12 protein-coding genes are annotated in these 20,033 nt (G+C 66.7%); 8 read left to right on the top strand and 4 right to left on the bottom strand.

From position 1 onward, the window contains the following. Positions 1 to 160: 160 nt before the first annotated feature. The 3 genes from K2F54_RS17710 to K2F54_RS17700 all read right to left on the bottom strand — a co-directional run bounded on the left by K2F54_RS17710 (position 161) and on the right by K2F54_RS17700 (position 2,837). Complete coding sequence (locus K2F54_RS17710) at positions 161 to 652, bottom strand: SprT-like domain-containing protein (RefSeq protein ID WP_220607181.1); 492 nt, start codon at positions 650 to 652, stop codon at positions 161 to 163. Further along, positions 652 to 1,905, bottom strand: coding sequence for a PQQ-dependent sugar dehydrogenase (locus K2F54_RS17705; RefSeq protein ID WP_220607180.1), 1,254 nt, complete (start codon positions 1,903 to 1,905; stop codon positions 652 to 654). Before K2F54_RS17705 ends, K2F54_RS17710 begins: the two co-directional genes overlap by 1 nt. Positions 1,906 to 2,039: 134 nt before the next feature. Next, a complete protein-coding gene (locus tag K2F54_RS17700) occupies positions 2,040 to 2,837 on the bottom strand; it encodes a tetratricopeptide repeat protein (RefSeq protein WP_255577273.1) in 798 nt (265 codons plus the stop codon). Here K2F54_RS17700 and K2F54_RS17695 point away from each other — a divergent pair. Then, complete coding sequence (locus tag K2F54_RS17695; protein WP_220607179.1) at positions 2,827 to 4,605, top strand: CotH kinase family protein; 1,779 nt, start codon at positions 2,827 to 2,829, stop codon at positions 4,603 to 4,605. The genes K2F54_RS17700 and K2F54_RS17695 overlap by 11 nt on opposite strands. Positions 4,606 to 4,615: 10 nt before the next feature. After that, positions 4,616 to 5,566, top strand: a complete 951-nt coding sequence (locus K2F54_RS17690) for a metallophosphoesterase family protein (RefSeq protein ID WP_220607178.1) — start codon at positions 4,616 to 4,618, stop codon at positions 5,564 to 5,566. 40 nt (positions 5,567 to 5,606) lie between these two features. On the opposite strand, the gene K2F54_RS17685 is transcribed toward K2F54_RS17690, so the two are convergent. Further along, the gene (locus tag K2F54_RS17685) at positions 5,607 to 6,476 is read right to left on the bottom strand and encodes a spermidine synthase (protein WP_220607177.1); all 870 of its coding nucleotides are present in this window, start codon (positions 6,474 to 6,476) and stop codon (positions 5,607 to 5,609) included. Positions 6,477 to 7,088: 612 nt separating this feature from the next. On the opposite strand from K2F54_RS17685, the gene rpoB reads away from it, so the two are divergent. From rpoB to K2F54_RS17655, 6 genes are all read left to right on the top strand, one after another. Continuing rightward, a complete protein-coding gene (gene rpoB, locus K2F54_RS17680) occupies positions 7,089 to 10,580 on the top strand; it encodes a DNA-directed RNA polymerase subunit beta (protein WP_220607176.1) in 3,492 nt (1,163 codons plus the stop codon). Positions 10,581 to 10,624: 44 nt separating this feature from the next. Beyond that, complete coding sequence (locus K2F54_RS17675) at positions 10,625 to 14,521, top strand: DNA-directed RNA polymerase subunit beta' (protein ID WP_220607175.1); 3,897 nt, start codon at positions 10,625 to 10,627, stop codon at positions 14,519 to 14,521. Between the two features lie 148 nt (positions 14,522 to 14,669). Beyond that, complete coding sequence (locus K2F54_RS17670; RefSeq protein ID WP_220607174.1) at positions 14,670 to 17,594, top strand: putative bifunctional diguanylate cyclase/phosphodiesterase; 2,925 nt, start codon at positions 14,670 to 14,672, stop codon at positions 17,592 to 17,594. Positions 17,595 to 17,680: 86 nt separating this feature from the next. Continuing rightward, positions 17,681 to 18,367, top strand: coding sequence for a hypothetical protein (locus K2F54_RS17665; RefSeq protein WP_220607173.1), 687 nt, complete (start codon positions 17,681 to 17,683; stop codon positions 18,365 to 18,367). Between the two features lie 72 nt (positions 18,368 to 18,439). Beyond that, on the top strand, positions 18,440 to 19,144 hold the full coding sequence (locus tag K2F54_RS17660; protein WP_220607172.1) for a hypothetical protein: 705 nt from the start codon (positions 18,440 to 18,442) through the stop codon (positions 19,142 to 19,144). A gap of 88 nt (positions 19,145 to 19,232) precedes the next feature. After that, positions 19,233 to 20,027, top strand: a complete 795-nt coding sequence (locus tag K2F54_RS17655; RefSeq protein ID WP_220607171.1) for a GspE/PulE family protein — start codon at positions 19,233 to 19,235, stop codon at positions 20,025 to 20,027. Positions 20,028 to 20,033: the final 6 nt, after the last annotated feature.

The following is a 20,033-nucleotide window of genomic DNA, read 5'->3' as shown; positions in this document are numbered from 1 at the left end:
TGAACGCATCCACACCGGCATCGGAGCAATACCCATCAGCCGAGTGTCACCAACGTCATGACCCAGTACAACTAGCCGCTTTGGCCACAGTTCCGCGCGGCCGAGGCGCAAGCCGGGGCCGGATGCCCGTGCGCACGATGCAGCCGTCAGCGCGTCCGGCTCAGCGCGCGGCGGCGGCGGCCCGGCGGCGGGCCGCGGCGGTGATCTCGCGCCGGGTCCAGGTGATCACGTGGGCGGCGGTGAAGCCGCGTCCGCACAGGCCGCAGGCCAGCGGACGGGTGGGCTGGCGGTAGCGGTAGTGGGTGTGGCCGGCGGCGCAGCGGCCCACCCAGGGGGCGAGGTCGTCGGCGATTTCGCCGTCGTGGGTGCGCTTGCCGTCGTAGCCCAGGCCGGCAGCCACGCCGCGCCAGACCGGACCGTGCCCGGCCCGGGCGCCGGCCAGCGCGTGCGCCACCTCGTGCAGCAGAATCTGGTGGATCTCATCGTCACCGTACCGGGCGGCCAGGTACCGCGACACGGTGATCTTCTTCAGGGTGAAGTTGCACAGCCCCGCGCGCTTCTTGGCGTTGTCGAAGTCGAAGGACCAACTCGGGTCGAGGTGCAGCGCGATGAGCGCGTCGGCCCAGCGGCGCACGCGCACCAGGTCGGCCATCAGGGACCCACCTGCACCTGGTAGAGACGGTCATCGCCGGGGGCGGGGCTGCCGCGGCCATCCGTGTTATTGCTCACAAACCACAGTGTGCCATCGGGGCCGGACACCACATCGCGCAGCCGACCGAAGCTGTTGACAAACCAGTCGTCCACCGTGCCTGTGGAGGGATCGACGCGCCACAGCCGTTCGCCGCGCAGAGTCGCCAGAAACAGGGTGTCGCCCACGATCGCCAGGCCGCTCGGGCTGGCCTCGTCGGTGGACCACTGCTGCACCGGGTCGATGAACGCCCCCGAGCCGCCGTCGCCCTCCACCTCGGGCCAGCCGTAGTTGCCGCCGGGAGTGATCTGGTTCAGTTCGTCCCAGGTGTTCTGGCCGAATTCGCTGGCCCACAGCCGCCCGGTCGAATCCCAGGCGATGCCCTGCGGGTTGCGGTGCCCGTAGGAGTAGACCAGGGTGCCGAACGGGTTATCGGCCGGCACGTCACCGGTGGGCGTCATCCGCAGGATCTTCCCGGCCAGCGAGCCGAGGTCCTGCGCGTTGGCGCTGTCGCCCGCGTCGCCGGCGGTGGCGTAGAGCATCCCGTCCGGCCCCACCCCGAGTCGACCGCCGTTGTGGTTGCCGGCCGCCGGGATGCCGGTGAGCACGTCCTCCGCCGCGCCCAGGCCGACGCTGCCAGCGGCGCCGGTCAGCGGCATCCGCACAATGCGGTTGTCGGAGGCGCCGGTGAAGTACGCGTACACCCAGCCGCTGTCGATGGTCGTGGCCGCCGCCGGGTCGGGGGCGCCGTCCGGGGTCGGCTCCGGCTCCTCGTCGGCCCCGCTGCCGGCGTCGGCCAGAGGCAGGTAGGCCAGGCCGAGCAACCCGCCCTCACCGTTGGGCACCACCCCGGCGACGGTGCCGGCGTCGCGCAGGCCGCCGTCCGGCAACAGCTCGCGGATGCGCGCCGTGTCCCGCTCGCTGATCAGCGTGGCGCCGTTCGGCAGTCGCAGGATCGACCACGGGGCCTCCAACCCGGCCGCGATCACCACGGGCTCGCCGAGCGGTTGCACCGCAACCGGCGGGGCGACGGGCGCCGGCTCCGTCGGGGCGGGCGAGGCATCCGTCGGCGAGGCAGGCGAGGTCGGCGAGGCGGAGGGCGCCTGCGCCGGGGTGGAGCTACTCACGGTCGGCCGGGGCGCGCCCGTCGAGCAGGCGCACAGCAGCGCGACCACGCCCGCGGCGACCACGCCGGCCCAACCCCGTCTTCGATGCATAACTCCTGCAGAATGCCACGAAACTGTCTGAAACAGCCTGAATTTGCCCGTTTTGGAAAATGCAGCAGGAGTTATGCCCCGCGCAGAGCCGGCAACACGCCCGCGAACAGCCGGCAGCACCCCGCCGCAGCGACTCAGCGGGGCAGGCGGCGCTCGCCGATGAACGACTCGACCACGGCCACCGCGATCAGCGCGCTCTCCAGGTCATCCGGGGATGCGCCGGCCTTGTCGCGCAGGAACACCGCGGCGGTGAAGTCCTCGAGTGCGTTCTCCAGGTCCTTCTGGTCGAAGTAGACCTTCCCGCGGGTCTCCCGGGCGAACGCGGCGGTGAGGGTCCACTCGTGGGGCTCCGCTTCGAGCACACACTGGGTCAGCTCGGCGGCGGCCTCCTCGAGCTTGCCCTGAAACTGCATCACCTGCGCACGACGGATGCGGCAGAGCACGAAATCCTGCCGGTCGCCGGTGAACCGGGCCTGGCGCAATGCCTGGTTGGCGATCTCGAAGGCCTCATCGAGCCGGTCGAGCAGGCGCAACAGTGTGACCTTCTCGTTCAGGGCCGAGAGGCTGCGGAGCTTGCCGAGGTCGTCGAGGCGCTCGGCAGCGGCGGGGAGGTCGACTTTTTCCCTGAGGGTAACGGCGTCGTAGCCAGTGATGATGGTCAGGATGATGTCCTTGACAGGGCGGCCGAGGGGTGCCGCGGGGGAGGTCGGGTTCCCCTCCAGACTAACCCGGCCGCGCGCCCAGCCGGCCCGCCGACGGGGCGTGCCGTGAGGTTTCCGCCCCGGAAAAAAGTTCTCGGTTGTATCTGAGAAGTTCTCAGGTTGGGCGTATGGTGTGCAGGCCAGACGGGCTCCGATGTCACCGCCGACTCGGTGCCTGCTTCCTGTCCCGCATCCGTGGGACCAACGAAAGGGCTCAGTTATGCGCACCATGACTCGCGAGGGTCTCGCCCGGCGGGTGATGGTCCTCACCCTCACCCTCGGTCTCACCGTCACCCTCATCAGCGTCGCCGGGCCACCCGCCACCGCGGCACCCCAGACGCCGAACCTGCCGACCCTGAACATCACCCTCGCCGACCCGGATGCGTCCCGCAACACGCTGAGCTACGTGCACGCCTCCAAAGACAACAAGGTCGCCACCACGATGACCCTCGAGGACCCCGCCGGTGCGCACAACATCACCACCCCGGCTCTCGGTGAGATCAAGGGGCGCGGCAACCACACCTGGAAGCTGGCCAAGAAGCCGTACCAGATCAAGTTCGATCAGAGCACCGCGGTGCTGGGCATGGCACCGTCGAAGACCTGGATCCTGCTCGCGAACGCCGCCGACGCCTCCCTGATGCGCAACAAGGTCGCCTTCGAGCTGGCCACGGCCATCGGCCTGGCCTACTCGCCGGAGTCCAAGTGGGTCGACCTCAGGGTCAACGGCAAGTACCTCGGTAACTACCTGATCAGCGAGAAGACCGAGGTCAAGGAGAACCGGGTCGACCTCGCTCACCCGCAGGGCGTGCTGGTCGAGCTCGACAACAGCTACGGCGCGGCCGAGCCCTACAACTTCCGCACCAACTCCAGCCGGTCACTGTTCGTGCTGAAGGAGGCGACGTCCGGCGTTCCCGACCCCGACGAGGGGGCGCTGCCCGCAGACACCCTGGCCGGCTGGAACGATGTCAAGAACACCCTGAACAGAGTGGATGCGATCCTGGCCGCGCCGCAGGTGGACTGGGCGGCCCTGAGTGCCCTGATCGACGTGGACTCGTTCGTCAAGTTCTATTACGTCTTCGAACTCACCGCCAACCCCGAGATCACCCAGTCCAGCGTCTACTTCTACAAGAACGGCCCGGGCAAGCTGTTCGCCGGCCCGGTCTGGGACTTCGACACCGCGCTCGGCAACTTCGACAAGGCTCGTCACCTCGGCTCGGATCCGAAGGCCGACTACGCGAAGAACGCGCAGCTGCTGCAGCAGAGTGGCAACGGTTTCTTCTTCGACCTGTTCCGTTCCACGGAGTTCGTGCAGCGGGCCAACCAGCTCTGGCAGGCGGGCATCTCCCACGAGGTCGGGCTGATGCCGGCCAAGATCAGCCGGTGGGAGAACGAGATCAAGGCATCCGCCGCTCAGAACTTCGCCGTCTGGCCGATTCTGGGCACCAAGACGCTGCTGACCTCCGCAGGCAAGGACTATCACCCCACCTACGCCGGCGAGGTCGGCTACCTCCGCGACTGGGTCAGCACGCGCGCGAAGATCCTGATCAGGGAGCAGGGCGCGACACCGATGCTGCGCTTCCAGGCCCACGTGCAGAACATCGGCTGGCAGCGGAAGGTCAACACCGGCCAAGTGGCCGGCACCATCGGTCAGGCCCTGCGCACGGAAGCGTTCATCCTGGAGACGCCGGGATCCACCGCGATCGCGAACATCGAGGCCACCGTGCACGTGGAGAACCTCGGCTGGATGGGCTGGCACACGGCGTCCCGCGTGGGCACCACGGGGCTGAGCCTGCGCATGGAGGCAATCCAGTTCCGCCTGACCGGTGCGTTGGCATCTCAATACGACATCTCCTACCGCGTTCACGTGCAGAACATCGGCTGGCAGTCCTGGGTGAGCAATTCTGCGACAGCGGGCACGACGGGACAGGCGAAGCGGGTCGAGGCGGTGCAGGTTCGCCTGCTGGCCAAGGGTTCGCCGACGCTGCCGGCACTGCCCTAGGCGGGTTCGGATGACGACAGTGCCGCCCGGCCGCCGCGCCCGCCGCTTGATGGCGGGCGCGGTTGCCGCCGCGGCCGCGGCTCTCGTTCTGGCCGGATGCGTGCCGGTGCCGCCGGCGAACTCCGACCCTGGATCCTCCGCCAGCGCCGAGCCGCCCGCGCCGCCGCCGACCCGATTGGCGTTGATCTCCGACTTCGGTACGTGCGACGCCGGCGAACAGTGGGCTGCGGATCAGGTGGACTCCTGGAACGTGGACGCCATCGTGACCGCCGGGGACAACACCCAGGACGCAGCCGACTGCGCGCCGTATGCCGAATCGGTCTGGGGCTACTTCGAGCAAGACGGCGACGGGCCGCCGCTCTGGCCCACACTCGGCAACCACGACTACACCGATGCGGGCGCCGGCCTCGACGCCTACCGCGCCGCCTTCCCCTACCTCAGCACGGCCGCCGATGCGCAGCAGCGCTGGTACCGCCAGAACGTCGGCGACGTCACGCTGTTCGTGCTCGACAGCGAGACCACCCCGGAGGAGCTGGAGACCCAACGCGTCTGGCTGCGAGAAGCCCTCACCGAGCAGCGCGCCGACCGACCGGATGCCTGGAACGTCGTGTTGTTCCACCGCCCCGCGTACACCTCCGGCTGGCATGACGACAACCGCCAGATGCGGCCCAGCGCCGGCTGGGACTACTCCGGCTGGGGCGCCGATATCGTCATCGCCGGCCATCAGCACATCTACGAGGACGTCGTCGTCGACGGCCTGCACTACCTCACCGCCGGCCTCGGCGGCACGGCCAACGCCCGCGAGTGCCCCGCCGAACTGCGCGAGGGCAGCCGGCTCTGCCTCGACGGCACCGGGGCGAGCCTGATCGAGGCCACCCCCGACGAGTTCGAGCTGCAGTACTTCCGGCTCGATGCGGAGGGCGAAGCCGCCCTGGGCGACACCATCCGCCTCGCCCGCTAGAGCCGCCCCGCGGGCGACACCGCCCGCGAGCACCCCCGGCTCAGTTGCCGATCTGAAAAACGGTGCGGCCGGGCAGCGGCGACGGCGTGGCCGTCGCATCCGTCGACACCGACGCGGCCGACATGAACTGGGTCAGCTCTGCGCCCTCGACCACCTTGGCCGGATGCGGCCCGCCGGCCAGCAACCGCGGCACCCAGTGCAGGTCGAGCGGCGTGTGCGCGGCCACGAAGACGATGTTGCCGAACCGGCGCCCCTTGAGCACCTGCGTCTCGGCCAGGCCGATCACGTGCCCGAACACCGCCGACAGCGTCGCAGCCTGAGCGCGGGCGAACGCCAGTCCCGGCCCATCCGCCACGTTCACCGCGAGCACACCGCGCGGCGACAGCAGCGGAGCGGCCAGTTCGTAGAACTCGCGGCTGGTCACGTGCGCCGGGGTGCGCGCGCCGGAGAAAATGTCCACGACCAGCAGATCCACCGAGCCGTGCAGCCCGGCGGGCAGCTTGCCGAGCACCTCGCGGGCGTCGCCGTGCCGCACCCGCAGATTGGCGCGCTTGTCCCAGGGCAGCTCGGCACGCACAAAATCAATCAGGTCGCTCTCGATCTCCACCACCTGCTGGCGCGATCCCGGCCGGGTCGCCTCCACATAGCGGGGGAGAGTGAGCGCGCCGGCGCCCAGGTGCACGGCCGTGATGGCCTCGCCCGGGTCGCGGATCAGGTCGATGACGTGCCCGATGCGCTGGATGTACTCGAAGAACAGCTCGTCGGGATTGTCGATGTTCACGTGCGACTGCGGCGTGCCGTCCACCACCAGCTGGTAGCTGCCCGGTGTGAACCGATCGGGCTCGATCACGGCCTGGTGCCCGCTCAATTTCAGCGTGATCGTCGGATGCTCGTGCTCGCCCCTGCTCATCCCCCCAGTCTGACAGCCCCGCGCGTCCATCCCGGCGGATGCTTCCTCCGCGAGAAGTCACTTAAGGCCAGTCCGCGCGTCCCACACGGGCCGCAACTGTCCTTTCGGCGGATGCTTCCTCCGCGAGAAGTCAGTTGGGGCCCGTCCGCGCGTCTCACACGGGCCGCAACTGTCCTTTCGGCGGATGTTTCTTCCGCGAGAAGTCACCTGGGGCCCGTCCGCGGGCTTCACCAGGGCAGTCAACATCCCCCAGACACGCGCACCCCAAATGCGCACGAGCACGCCCCGCGATGCGGCAGAATGGACCCACTCGAGCACCAGCCCCGCCACGCAGCGCGCACACGCCGAAACCGGGTTATACCTGAGAATTTGACGAAGGTCAACATTCCAGTAGACACGAGCGTATCCAAGGCATATAGTTGACCTTTGCGCTCCCAGATTTAACTCTGCCTTCATATTGCGGTCGGCTTTGCGTGCTCAAGCCACCTTGCAGCACATTTCTGAGCCGGATGTCCTCACATGAAGGATGGACATTCCCGCCCAGGATCTGCGGAGTCCATCCCAAATTACTAACAGTGATTAGACCTGACGGGGTCCACGGAGGTTACTTCCTTGGCTGCTGCGCGCAACGCAACCACCAATTCACCCAAGAACGGACGAGCTGCTAGCCGTCTTTCGTTCGCAAAGATTTCTGACAACCTCACGGTTCCCGATCTGCTGGCTTTGCAGACCGAGAGCTTTGACTGGCTGGTCGGAAATGACATCTGGAAAGCACGCCTCGCCGAGGCGCAGGCTGCCGGTCGCAACGACCTGAACGCCCGCACGGGCCTCGACGAGATCTTCGAGGAGATCTCTCCGATCGAGGACCTCAGCGAGACGATGCAGCTGTCCTTCACCAACCCGGAGCTCGAGCCGGAGAAGTACACCATCGACGAGTGCAAGGAAAAGGGTAAGACCTACTCCGCACCGCTGTACGTGAACGCTGAGTTCATGAACCACCTCACCGGTGAGATCAAGACCCAGACCGTGTTCATGGGCGACTTCCCGCTGATGACCCCCAAGGGCACCTTCGTGATCAACGGCACCGAGCGTGTCGTCGTGTCGCAGCTCGTGCGCTCCCCGGGTGTGTACTTCAACCGTGAGCAGGAGAAGACCTCCGACAAGGACATCTACTCCGCCCGCGTCATCCCGAGCCGTGGTGCCTGGCTTGAATTCGAGATCGACAAGCGCGACCAGGTCGGCGTTCGCATCGACCGCAAGCGCAAGCAGTCCGTCACGGTGTTCCTCAAGGCCCTCGGACTCACCTCCGAAGAGATCCTCGAGGAGTTCAAGGGCTTCGCGTCCATCGAGCTCACCCTCGAGAAGGACAACATCCTCACCAAGGAAGAAGCCCTCAAGGACATCTACCGCAAGCTGCGCCCGGGCGAACAGGTCGCTGCCGAGGCCGCGCGTGCGCTGCTGGACAACTTCTTCTTCAACTCCAAGCGCTACGACCTGGCCAAGGTTGGTCGTTACAAGATCAACCGCAAGCTGGGCCTCGAGGCGCCGCTCACCGACTCCGTTCTCACGCTCCAGGACATCCTGGCCACGATCAAGTACCTGGTTGCGCTGCACGACAACCAGACCACGATCCGCGGCACCCGTGACGGCGTCGAGACCGACATCCGCATCGACACCGACGACATCGACCACTTCGGTAACCGTCGTATCCGCGCCGTCGGCGAGCTCATCCAGAACCAGGTGCGCACCGGCCTGTCCCGCATGGAGCGCGTCGTTCGCGAGCGCATGACCACGCAGGACATCGAAGCGATCACCCCGCAGACCCTGATCAACGTGCGCCCCGTCGTCGCCGCGATCAAGGAGTTCTTCGGTACCTCCCAGCTGTCGCAGTTCATGGACCAGAACAACCCGCTCGCCGGACTGACGCACAAGCGTCGCCTGTCCGCGCTGGGCCCGGGTGGTCTGTCCCGTGACCGCGCAGGTGTCGAGGTGCGAGACGTTCACCCGTCGCACTACGGCCGCATGTGCCCGATTGAAACCCCGGAAGGCCCGAACATCGGCCTGATCGGTTCGCTCGCCTCGTTCGCGCGGATCAACGCCTTCGGTTTCATCGAGACCCCGTACCGTCGTGTCATCGACGGTGTCGTCTCCACGACGATCGACTACCTCACCGCGAGTGAGGAAGACGAGCACATCGTCGCGCAGGCCAACGCCCCGCTGACCAAGGGTGCCCGGTTCGCCGAGGCCCGTGTTCTGTCGCGTAAGAAGGGTGGAGAGGTTGACCTCTTCCCCGCCGAAGACATCGGCTACATGGATGTCTCGCCGCGCCAGATGGTCTCCGTCGCGACCTCGCTCATCCCCTTCCTCGAGCACGACGATGCTAACCGCGCACTCATGGGTGCCAACATGCAGCGTCAGGCTGTGCCGCTGCTGCTCAGCGACAGCCCGCTGGTCGGAACCGGTATGGAGGGCTTCGCGGCCATCGACGCCGGCGACGTGCTCACCGCGCAGAAGTCCGGTGTGGTCATGGAGGTCTCGGCTGACGTCGTCACCATCCAGCTCGACGAGGGCGGAACGCAGGACTACTACCTGCGCAAGTTCAGCCGCTCCAACCAGGGCACCAGCTACAACCACCGCGTCATCGTCAACGCCGGCGACCGTATCGAGGCCGGCGAGGTCATCGCCGATGGTCCCGCTACCGACCAGGGCGAGCTCGCACTCGGAAAGAACCTCCTCGTGGCATTCATGTCATGGGAGGGTCACAACTTCGAGGACGCCATCATCCTGAGCCAGAACCTGGTGAAGGACGACGTTCTCTCCTCGATTCACATCGAAGAGTACGAAGTGGATGCGCGCGACACCAAGCTGGGCAAGGAAGAGATCACTCGCGACCTGCCCAACGTCTCCCCGGACCTGCTCGCAGACCTGGACGAGCGTGGCATCATCCGCATCGGCGCCGAGGTTCGCCCCGGCGACATCCTCGTGGGCAAGGTCACGCCGAAGGGCGAGACCGAGCTCAGTGCCGAGGAGCGCCTGCTGCGCGCGATCTTCAACGAGAAGAGCCGCGAAGTTCGCGACACGTCCCTCAAGGTTCCCCACGGTGAGCGCGGCACCATCATCGGTGTCAAGGTCTTCGACTCGCAGGATGGCGACGACGAGCTCGGCTCGGGCGTCAACCAGCGTGTGGTCGTCTTCATCGCCCAGAAGCGCAAGATCACCGAGGGTGACAAGCTCGCCGGTCGTCACGGCAACAAGGGTGTCATCTCGAAGATCCTGCCGGTCGAGGACATGCCGTTCCTCGCCGACGGAACCCCCGTCGACATCATCCTCAACCCGCTCGGTATCCCCGGTCGAATGAACTTCGGTCAGGTGCTGGAGACCCACCTCGGCTGGATCGCCAAGCAGGGCTGGCAGGTCGAGGGCAAGCCCAAGTGGGCCGGCCGTCTGCCCGAGCAGGCGCACAGCGCCGCCCCGAACACCAAGGTCGCGACCCCGGTGTTCGACGGCGCGCTCGAGGAGGAAATCGCAGGGCTCCTCGACTCGACGACCCCGACTCGTGACGGTGACCGCCTGATCGACTCCACCGGAAAGACGCAGCTGTTCGATGGCCGCTCCGGTGAGCCGTACCCGATGCCCATCGCGGTCGGTTACATGTACATCCTGAAGCTGCACCACCTCGTCGATGACAAGATCCACGCACGTTCGACGGGCCCGTACTCCATGATCACGCAGCAGCCGCTGGGTGGTAAGGCGCAGTTCGGTGGACAGCGTTTCGGTGAGATGGAGGTGTGGGCGCTCGAAGCATATGGAGCCGCTTACGCCCTGCAGGAACTCCTGACCATCAAGTCGGACGACATCCTCGGCCGCGTCAAGGTGTACGAAGCCATCGTCAAGGGCGAGAACATCCAGGAACCCGGTATCCCCGAGAGCTTCAAGGTTCTGATCAAGGAAATGCAGTCGCTGTGCCTGAACGTCGAGGTGCTCTCGGCCGATGGAACCGCAGTCAGCCTGCGCGACACGGATGACGAGGTCTTCCGCGCAGCGGAGGAGCTGGGCATCAACATTTCCACCCGGTTTGAGTCGTCATCCATTGACGACATCTAAGCCTGGCCACTGACGAATACTCGAAAACTTTCCAAGGAGAGAAATTGCTCGACGTAACAACATTTGACGAGCTTCGCATTGGCCTGGCCACCGCAGACGACATCCGTCGTTGGTCGCACGGTGAGGTCAAGAAGCCCGAAACCATCAACTACCGCACGCTCAAGCCGGAAAAGGACGGCCTCTTCGGAGAGCAGATCTTCGGACCGTCCCGCGACTGGGAGTGCTCGTGCGGCAAGTACAAGCGAGTGCGCTTCAAAGGCATCGTCTGTGAGCGCTGTGGCGTAGAGGTCACGAAGTCGTCGGTGCGCCGTGAGCGCATGGGCCACATCGAACTCGCCGCCCCGGTCACCCACATCTGGTACTTCAAGGGTGTGCCCTCGCGTCTCGGTTACCTGCTCGACATGGCTCCGAAGGACCTCGAAAAGGTCATCTACTTCGCTGCCTACATGGTCATCGAGGTCGACGAAGACGGTCGCCACCAGGACATGCCTGGGCTGGAGAACGAACTGCGCCTCGAGATCAAGACCCTCGAAGGCAGCCGCGACTCCCGCATCGCCGACCGCCTGCAGCGCCTCGAAACCGACCTCGCAGCACTGGAGGCCGAAGGCGCCAAGAGCGACCAGAAGAAGCGCACCAAGGACGCCGCCGAGAAGGAGATGTCGCAGGTCCGCAAGGCCCTCGACGAGCAGATCGCTCACCTCGAGCGTGTCTGGGAAGACTTCCGCACCCTCAAGGTCGGCGACCTGAAGCCGGAAGACTCCGTCTTCCACGAGCTCCAGGACCGCTTCGGCATGTACTTCGAGGCCTACATGGGCGCCGAGGCCATCAAGAAGCGCCTCGAGGCGTTCGACCTGGTCACCGAGAGCGAAAACCTGCACCTGCAGATCGCCGAGGGCAAGGGTCAGAAGAAGATCCGCGCCATCAAGCGTCTGCGCGTCGTCAACGCCTTCATCATGACCGGCAACTCGCCGGCCGCGATGGTGCTCGACGTCGTGCCGGTCATCCCGCCGGAACTGCGCCCGATGGTGCAGCTCGACGGTGGCCGTTTCGCGACGTCTGACCTCAACGACCTCTACCGTCGTGTGATCAACCGCAACAACCGTCTGCGTCGTCTGCTTGACCTCGGTGCTCCCGAGATCATCGTGAACAACGAGAAGCGGATGCTGCAGGAGGCCGTTGACGCGCTCTTCGACAACGGTCGTCGTGGTCGCCCCGTCACGGGTACCGGCAACCGCGCCCTCAAGTCCCTGAGCGACATGCTCAAGGGTAAGCAGGGTCGGTTCCGTCAGAACCTGCTCGGTAAGCGCGTGGACTACTCCGGTCGTTCCGTCATCATCGTCGGCCCGCAGCTGAAGCTGCACCAGTGTGGTCTGCCCAAGCAGATGGCTCTGGAGCTCTTCAAGCCGTTCGTGATCAAGCGCCTGATCGACCTGAGCCACGCTCAGAACATCAAGGCCGCCAAGCGCATGGTCGAGCGCAGCCGTCCGCAGGTTTGGGACGTGCTCGAGGAGATCATCCGTGAGCGCCCGGTTCTGCTGAACCGTGCACCCACGCTGCACCGCCTCGGTATCCAGGCCTTCGAACCTCAGCTCGTGGAGGGTAAGGCCATCCAGCTGCACCCCCTCGTCTGTGCGGCGTTCAACGCCGACTTCGACGGTGACCAGATGGCTGTGCACCTGCCGCTGTCGATGGAGGCCCAGGCCGAAGCGCGCATCCTGATGCTCGCCTCGAACAACATCCTGAAGCCGTCTGACGGCCGCCCGGTGACCCTGCCCACCCAGGACATGATCATCGGTCTGCACCACCTGACCACGCTCAAGGAAGGCGTCACCGGCGAGGGCCGCGCGTTCACCTCTGTCTCGGAGGCCATCCTGGCCCACGACCAGAAGTCGCTCGACCTCAACGCCAAGGTGCGCATCCGCATCAGCGACCTGTTCTTCACCGAGGGCACTCAGCCCGATGGTGTCGAGCTGGTCGACGGTCAGGCCGTCGGAACCGTACTGGTGAACACCACGCTGGGCCGCGCCATCTTCAACGAGGCGCTGCCGGCTGACTACCCGTACTTCGAGAAGGTTGCCGACAAGGGCACCCTCTCGGCCATCGTGAACGACCTCGCAGAGCGGTACCCGAAGGTGGAAGTAGCGGCAACGCTCGACCGCATCAAGGACGCCGGCTTCTACTGGGCCACCCGTTCCGGTGTGACCGTCGCGCTCAGCGACATCCTGACGCCTCCGAACAAGAAGGAGATCGTCGGCACGTACGAGAAGATGGCCGCGAAGGTTCAGACGCAGTTCGAGAAGGGTCTCACGACCGACCTCGAGCGTCGTCAGGAGCTCATCCAGATCTGGACCAAGGCGACCGAAGACGTCGCCACGGCCATGCAGGCGAACTTCCCGGCTGACAACACGATCAACCGGATGGTCACCTCTGGTGCTCGTGGTAACTGGCTGCAGGTGCGAAACATCGCCGGTATGCGTGGTCTGGTTAACAACCCGAAGGGTGAGATCATCCCTCGCCCGATTATCTCGAGCTACCGCGAAGGCCTGTCCGTCGCCGAGTACTTCATTGCTACTCACGGTGCTCGTAAGGGTCTGGCCGACACCGCTCTGCGTACCGCAGACTCCGGGTACCTCACGCGTCGTCTCGTCGACGTCTCGCAGGATGTCATCATCCGCGAAGACGACTGCGGCACGACCAAGGGTCTCGAACTGCCGATCGCCACGAAGGATGCCGCGGGAGTTCTCACGCGTCACCCCAACGTGGAGAACGCGGTCTACGCTCGCAGCCTGGCCACCCCGGCCATCAACGGCAAGGGCGAGGTCGTCGCTGACGCCGGTTCCGACGTCGGTGACGTGATGATCGAGAAGCTGGTTGCGGCCGGCGTCGAGAACATCAAGGTGCGCTCGGTGCTCACCTGCGAGTCTGCTGTCGGTGTGTGTGCGGTCTGCTACGGTCGTTCGCTCGCTACCGGCCTGCTCGTGGACATCGGAGAGGCCGTCGGCATCATCGCCGCACAGTCGATCGGTGAGCCCGGCACGCAGCTGACCATGCGTACCTTCCACACCGGTGGTTCCGCATCCGCAGACGACATCACCCAGGGTCTGCCCCGGGTGCAGGAGCTCTTCGAGGCGCGTACCCCCAAGGGTGCATCGCCGATCGTGGACGTCGCCGGCCGCATCACCATCGAGGACACGGACCGTAGCCGCAAGGTGATCCTGACCCCCGACAACGGTGACGAAGCCATCGCCTACCCGGTCCTGAAGCGTGCAACCCTCCTCGTTGAGGATGGCCAGCACGTGGAGCTCGGCACGCAGATCATCATCGGCGCCGTCGACCCGAAGGAAGTTCTTCGAGTCAAGGGTGTTCGCGCGGTGCAGAAGCACCTCGTCGGTGGCGTGCAGGATGTCTACCGTTCGCAGGGCGTGCCGATTCACGACAAGCACATCGAGGTCATCGTTCGTCAGATGCTTCGCAAGGTGACTGTTGTGGAGCACGGCGACACCGGCCTGCTGCCGGGCGAGCTCGTTGACCGGTTGAAGTACAACGAACTCAACCGCACCGCGCTCACCGAGGGCAAGAAGACGGCTTCGGCTCGTCAGGAAGTCATGGGTATCACCAAGGCTTCGCTGGCAACCGAGTCCTGGCTGTCGGCGGCTTCCTTCCAGGAGACCACCCGGGTTCTGACCCAGGCGGCCATGGAAGGCAAGAGCGACCCGCTGATGGGCCTCAAGGAGAACGTGATCATCGGTAAGTTGATCCCGGCCGGCACCGGTCTTCCCCGCTACCGCGACGTCAACGTCGAGGCAACGGATGAAGCCAAGGCTGAGCGTTACCCGAACCGCATCTTCACTGATGATGCGTCGTTCACCGAGGGTGACCTGAGCTTCGTCGACTTCGACAGCTTCTCGTCGGATGACTTCACCCCCGGTACGTACAACTAACCGAGAGTGACTCCTCGAATGGCCTCCTGCTTCGGCAGGGGGCCATTCCTCGTTAACCGAGGGCAGAGGCTGTCGAGAAGACGGCGGCCACCCGATAACCTGAGGGTAAGGGTGCACACCGCGTCACCATCTAGTTGGGGGCAGCACCATGGCGATGGCCAGTCGGATCGGAGCCAGCTTCGTCGCCGCCGTCGGACTCATGGTCCTGGTCGGCTGGTACACCGGCGCGACCGCGCTCACCACCGTGGTACCGGGCTTCAGCCCGATGATGCCGATCACCGCCGTCACCCTCATCGTGCTGTCGCTGTCGGTGCTGGTTGAGCATCGCCGCACGGCCGTGCTGCTCGGCTCGGCCGCTCTGGCCCTCTGTTCCGCCACGCTGGCCGGATACTCGCTCGGCTCCACACTCGGCATGGCCGCCTGGGTTCCCGGTATCGACCTCGCCGGCGTCGAACCACGGATGACGCTGATCACCGCCGTGGGGCTGACCCTGGTCGCCATCGCGGTCATCGCCAGCCGGCTGCTCCGGTTCCGGCTGCTGCAGGCCGCCGCACACGCCGCTCTGGTGATCGGTGTCGTCGCCCTGGTCGGCTACGCCTACGGGGTCCCGGCCCTGTACACGGTGGCCGGGTTCAGCGGTGTGGCCGTGCACACGGCCGTGAGCATCGCCATCCTGTCGCTGTCGGTGCTGCTGCAGCAGCCCACGGTGGGGCTGGTGGCCCTGTGGCGTGATCAGGGCAGCGCGGGGGCGCTGCTGCGACGCGTGGTTCCGTTCGCCCTCGTCGGCCCGATGCTGCTCGGCCTGCTGTCGCTCGCGGCGCAGAGCACCGGGCTGTTCGACAACCGGCAGGGCACCGCGCTGCTCGTGGTGAGCATGGCAGTGCTGGGCACCATCCTGCTCTGGATCGCGGCCCGCGGGGTGCGGTCACTCGATGCGCAACGCAACGAGGTGACCCTCTCCCTCGCCGAGGTGAACCGCACTCTGGAACAGGCCGTGGACCGGCGCACGGAGCAACTCGCCGAGCTCGCCGACCGGCTGCACACCCTCATCAAGATCTCCCCGGTCGGCATTATGCAGTTCGACGTCGACGGCGGGCTGCTCAGTGCCAACGACCAGTGGTTGGGCCTGACCGGGCTGACCCTCACCGAATCCCTGGGCGACGGCTGGGCGCAATCGATGCATCCCGACGACGTCCTGCGGGTGGCCGCGGGCTGGGGCGCTGCCGTCGCCGCCGGGTCGCCGTACAGCGCAACGCTGCGCCTTGAAACGCCGCAGGGCGAGGTGCATTGGGTGCAGGTGAACACCGCGCCCATCCACGGCCGCGACGGCAGAACCATCCTCGGCCATCAGGCCGCCGTCACCGACATCACTGGGCTCCGCAACGCGGAGGAAGCCGCCGCCGCGGCCCGGGCACGCTTCGAGGCCGCCTTCTCCTCGTCCCCGCTCGGCACGGCCATCGTCTCCCCAGACGGCGTGGTGCTGGAGGCCAATAAGAGACTGGTCGAGTTGGCCGGCTGGTCCACCGCCGTGGTCGCCCGCCGCATCGACGAGATCTTCATGCCGGCCGACCCGCACGCCGGCGACCCGCTCGGCCAACCCGCCGGCCCCTCCACCCGTCAGCGGATGGACCGGCAGATGCGCCGCGGAGACGGCGAGGAGACCTGGGTCAAGGTCAGCATCGCCGAGATCGACCCGGGAGAGTCGGCCGGTCGGCTGCTGTACCAACTGGAGGACATCACCGCTCGCCGCCTGGCCGAGGCGCGGGTGGAGCACCTGGCCTTCCACGATCCGCTCACCAACCTGCCCAACCGGCTGCTGCTGCTCGACCGACTCAACCAGGCCCTGCTGCAGTCCGTGCACCACGGTCAGGGCGTGGCGGTGCTGTTCATCGACCTCGACCGATTCAAGTTCGTCAACGACAGCCTCGGCCACCACGCCGGAGACATCGTGCTGCACGAGGTCGCCAGTAGGCTGCAGCGCATCGCCCGGCCCACCGATACCGTCTCCCGCATCGGCGGCGACGAATTCGTGGTGATCTGCCCCGACGTGGGCAGTAAGGAGGATGTGCACCTCATCGCCGACGCCATGCAACGGGCGATTGCCGAGCCGATCATGGTCGGCGACCAGGCGGCATCCGTCGACGCCAGCATCGGTATCGCATTCGGGCTGCGGCACGATGAGGCCGAGTCGGTGCTGCGCAACGCCGACCAGGCGATGTACATGGCCAAGGACCGTGGCCGGGCGCGTTACGAGGTCTTCGACGACGACCTGCGCGGCCGGATCGACCGGAGGCTGCAGACCGAGCTGGCCCTGCGCGACGCGGTGAACCTGAACCAGATCGAGACCTGGTACCAGCCGATCGTCGACCTGCAGCAGGGCACCGTGGTGGCCACCGAGGCGCTCGCCCGCTGGCGGCATCCCGAGCTTGGACTCGTTTTCCCCGGCGAGTTCATTGCCATCGCCGAAGAGGTCGGTCTGATCAAGGGCATCGGCCGAACGGTGCTCGGCCAGGCCTGCCGCACGGCGGCCGCCCTCGACGGGCGCATGTCTGTCAGCGTGAACGTGTCAGCCCAACAGTTCGTGCGCGACGATTTCGGGGCAGTGGTCAAACGGGCTCTGCGCGAGAGCGGTCTGGCGCCGGAGCAGCTCTGGCTCGAACTGACCGAGAGTGCCGTGCTCGAGGCGATCGACTCCGCCGCCCGTACCTTCCAGGAGCTGCGCGCCCTCGGGGTGCGTCTGGCCATCGACGATTTCGGCACCGGCTACTCGTCGTTCACCCATCTCAAGGCCTTCACGGTGGACCTGCTCAAGATCGATCTCACCTTCATTCGAGACATCGAACGCTCCGAGCACGATCGGGCCATCGTCGAGGGCATCCTGCGCCTGGCCGATTCGCTCGGCCTCGACGTTGTCGCCGAAGGCATTGAGACCGTCGCACAACTGGAGCTGCTGACGGCCATGGGCTGTCGGTACGGGCAGGGCTACCTCTTCGCCAAGCCCAATCCGGTGGCGTCCCCGCACGTCAGTTTCCTGGAGTCGCTCCCGGTTCGCCAGACCGGCGGCCGCGGGTAGCGCCGCAGTTTCCCGCCGCGCAGCGCGGCTCCCTGGGCTCCGGATGGTGGCCGATAGTGTGGAGGAAACTCTACGAGGGGGTCACCATGGGCGCCGAAACGTCACCGACAGCAGCACCGTCCCGCCGTCTGCTCTGGGTGATCCTGGCCGCGCTCGGCGGGCTCCTCGTCATCGCCCTGGTCGTCGTGCTCGTGGTCTGGCGCGGGGGAGCGGCCACCCCGACCGCCGCCGGCGACCCCACCGCCACCCGGCCCACCCCCACGGCGTCCGCCGACCCGGTGCCGCTGGCCGCCGCCGCGACCACCACCGGCCCCCGCCCCACCACCTGCGACGCCATCTACAGCCCGGAGATGCTGACCACCTTCAGCGAGACCCGCACCCTCAACCCCGCCTGGACGGTCGCGTCCGACGCTGTACTCCAGGCCGGCAGCACCGACGAGGAGCTCATCGCCCTGATCCAGGGCACCGATCACCTCACCTGCATCTGGGCCAGCGAGGGCGGGCCGTCTGACAGCGGCCTCACCACCAACGTGTCCTACGTCACCCCCGAGCAGTCCGAGGCGGCGTACCAGCGTCTGCTCGCCCTCGGCCAGAGCTGCTACGAAGAGCTCGACGGCATCCGCTGCGTCATGCAGACCGAGCCCGACAGCGACGGCTCCGCCGGTGAATCGCACTTTCTGCGCGACGGCATCTGGCTGGCCACGCACTACGTGAACGCGGGCCCCGACGGCTACACCCACGACATGGTCAACACCATCTGGGCCGACGCCTAACCCACTCGTCTCAGCCCCGCGGTGAGGCGCGGCATGGGGATATGCTGGCGCCAAACGGCTGGGGAGATCCTCGTGGGCGCAGCACATGCACCGACCCCACCCTCGCCGACGAACCGTCGGCTGCGGGTGCTCATCGGGGTGCTCGGCGGCCTGCTGCTGGTGGCGATTGTGCTGATCGTGGTGATCTGGCCGCGGCCCGCCAACACGCCGACCCAGACGGATGCGGCGCGGCCGACCCCCACCAGCACCCCGGCTCCGATCACCCCCACGGCCACCCCCGCACCGTCGCCCTCGCCCATGGGCACCCCGCAGCCGGGTACCCCGCGCCCCACCGACTGCGCCGAGCTGTACAGCCCCGCCATGGTGGACGCCTTCGGTGACCTGGCCCTGAACCCGGACTGGACCACCGCACCGGGGGAGGATACCCAGCGCGGCCCCGCCGATGAGGAACTGCGTGCGGTGTACGAGGAGAACGACTCGCTGCTCTGCATCTGGACCACCGCCGAGGGCGCCTCGGGCACCGGCGTCGTCACCGCCGTGGTCTGGGTCGACGACGACGAGCGCGAGGCCGTGGCCGACCGTCTCGATGAGCTCGGCTTCAATTGTTACGAGGAGCGCGAGGGGCTGCGCTGCGTTACCGAGACCACCAACGAAGACGGTACCTACGGCGAATCGCACTTCCTGCGCGACGGCATCTGGATCTCCACCCAGTACACCAACGCCGGGCCCGCCGGCTACACCCTCGACATCGTCGACAACCTCTGGCCCGACGACTAAGCCGCGTCACCCGTCGGCAGCCCAACCGATAGGGTAGCGATATGCTGCCGTGGTCGTTTGGCTGTGCAGCCCGCAGGGGGAAGGACTCATGGCGACTCTTACTGAGATTCTGATCCTGCACGGTTCACTGCCGATCGAGGTCCTGGACACGCTCCTGGCCGGGGATCCCGCCGACGAGTCCGCGGTGCGCGACCTCGTCACCAAGGGTGTCATCACCGAGGTGCAATTCGCCAAGGCCCGCGCCGCACAGGCAAACCTGCCGTTTGTGGAACTCGCGGAGTACCCGGTGGATCGTCTGGCGGTGGCGCTGGTGCCGGTTGGGCTCTGCCGGCGGCACCAGGTGTTGCCGGTCCTCATCGACGGCAACCGGCTGGTGCTGGCCATGGTCGATCCCGGCAACGTCTTCGCTGTCGACGACGTGCGTGAGGCCGCCGGCATGCGGGTCACCCAGGTCGTGGCGGAACGAACCGACCTGCTCGCGGCCATCGACCGGTATCACCGGGCGGACGGTGAGCTCAACGACCTGACCTCGGCGCTGGAGGAAGAGAACGCGGCCCTGGCCGCCGATAGCGCTACCTTCGGCGTCTCCGACGCCGGGGACGACGACGCCCCCATTGTGCGGTTCGTGAACCTGCTCGTCAGCCAGGCCATCCAGGACCTCGCGTCCGACATCCACATCGAGCCCGGTGAGCACAGCCTGCGGGTGCGCTATCGCATCGACGGCGTACTGCACGAGATGCAGACCGCGCCGCGGAGCATCCAGAACGGTGTGATCTCCCGGCTCACGCCTCGATCGACTCCGTCTCGATCGACTCGACTTCACCGCTGGTGCCCTACACGCAGCCGACGGTGCCCCTCCAAGCCAGCCGGGTCGCCACCGTGAATCTCA

The sequence above is a fragment of the Cryobacterium inferilacus genome (genome assembly GCF_019599185.1).
GTDB classification, from domain to species: Bacteria; Actinomycetota; Actinomycetes; order Actinomycetales; family Microbacteriaceae; genus Cryobacterium; species Cryobacterium inferilacus.
This window is presented reverse-complemented; position numbering and strand designations above follow the sequence as displayed.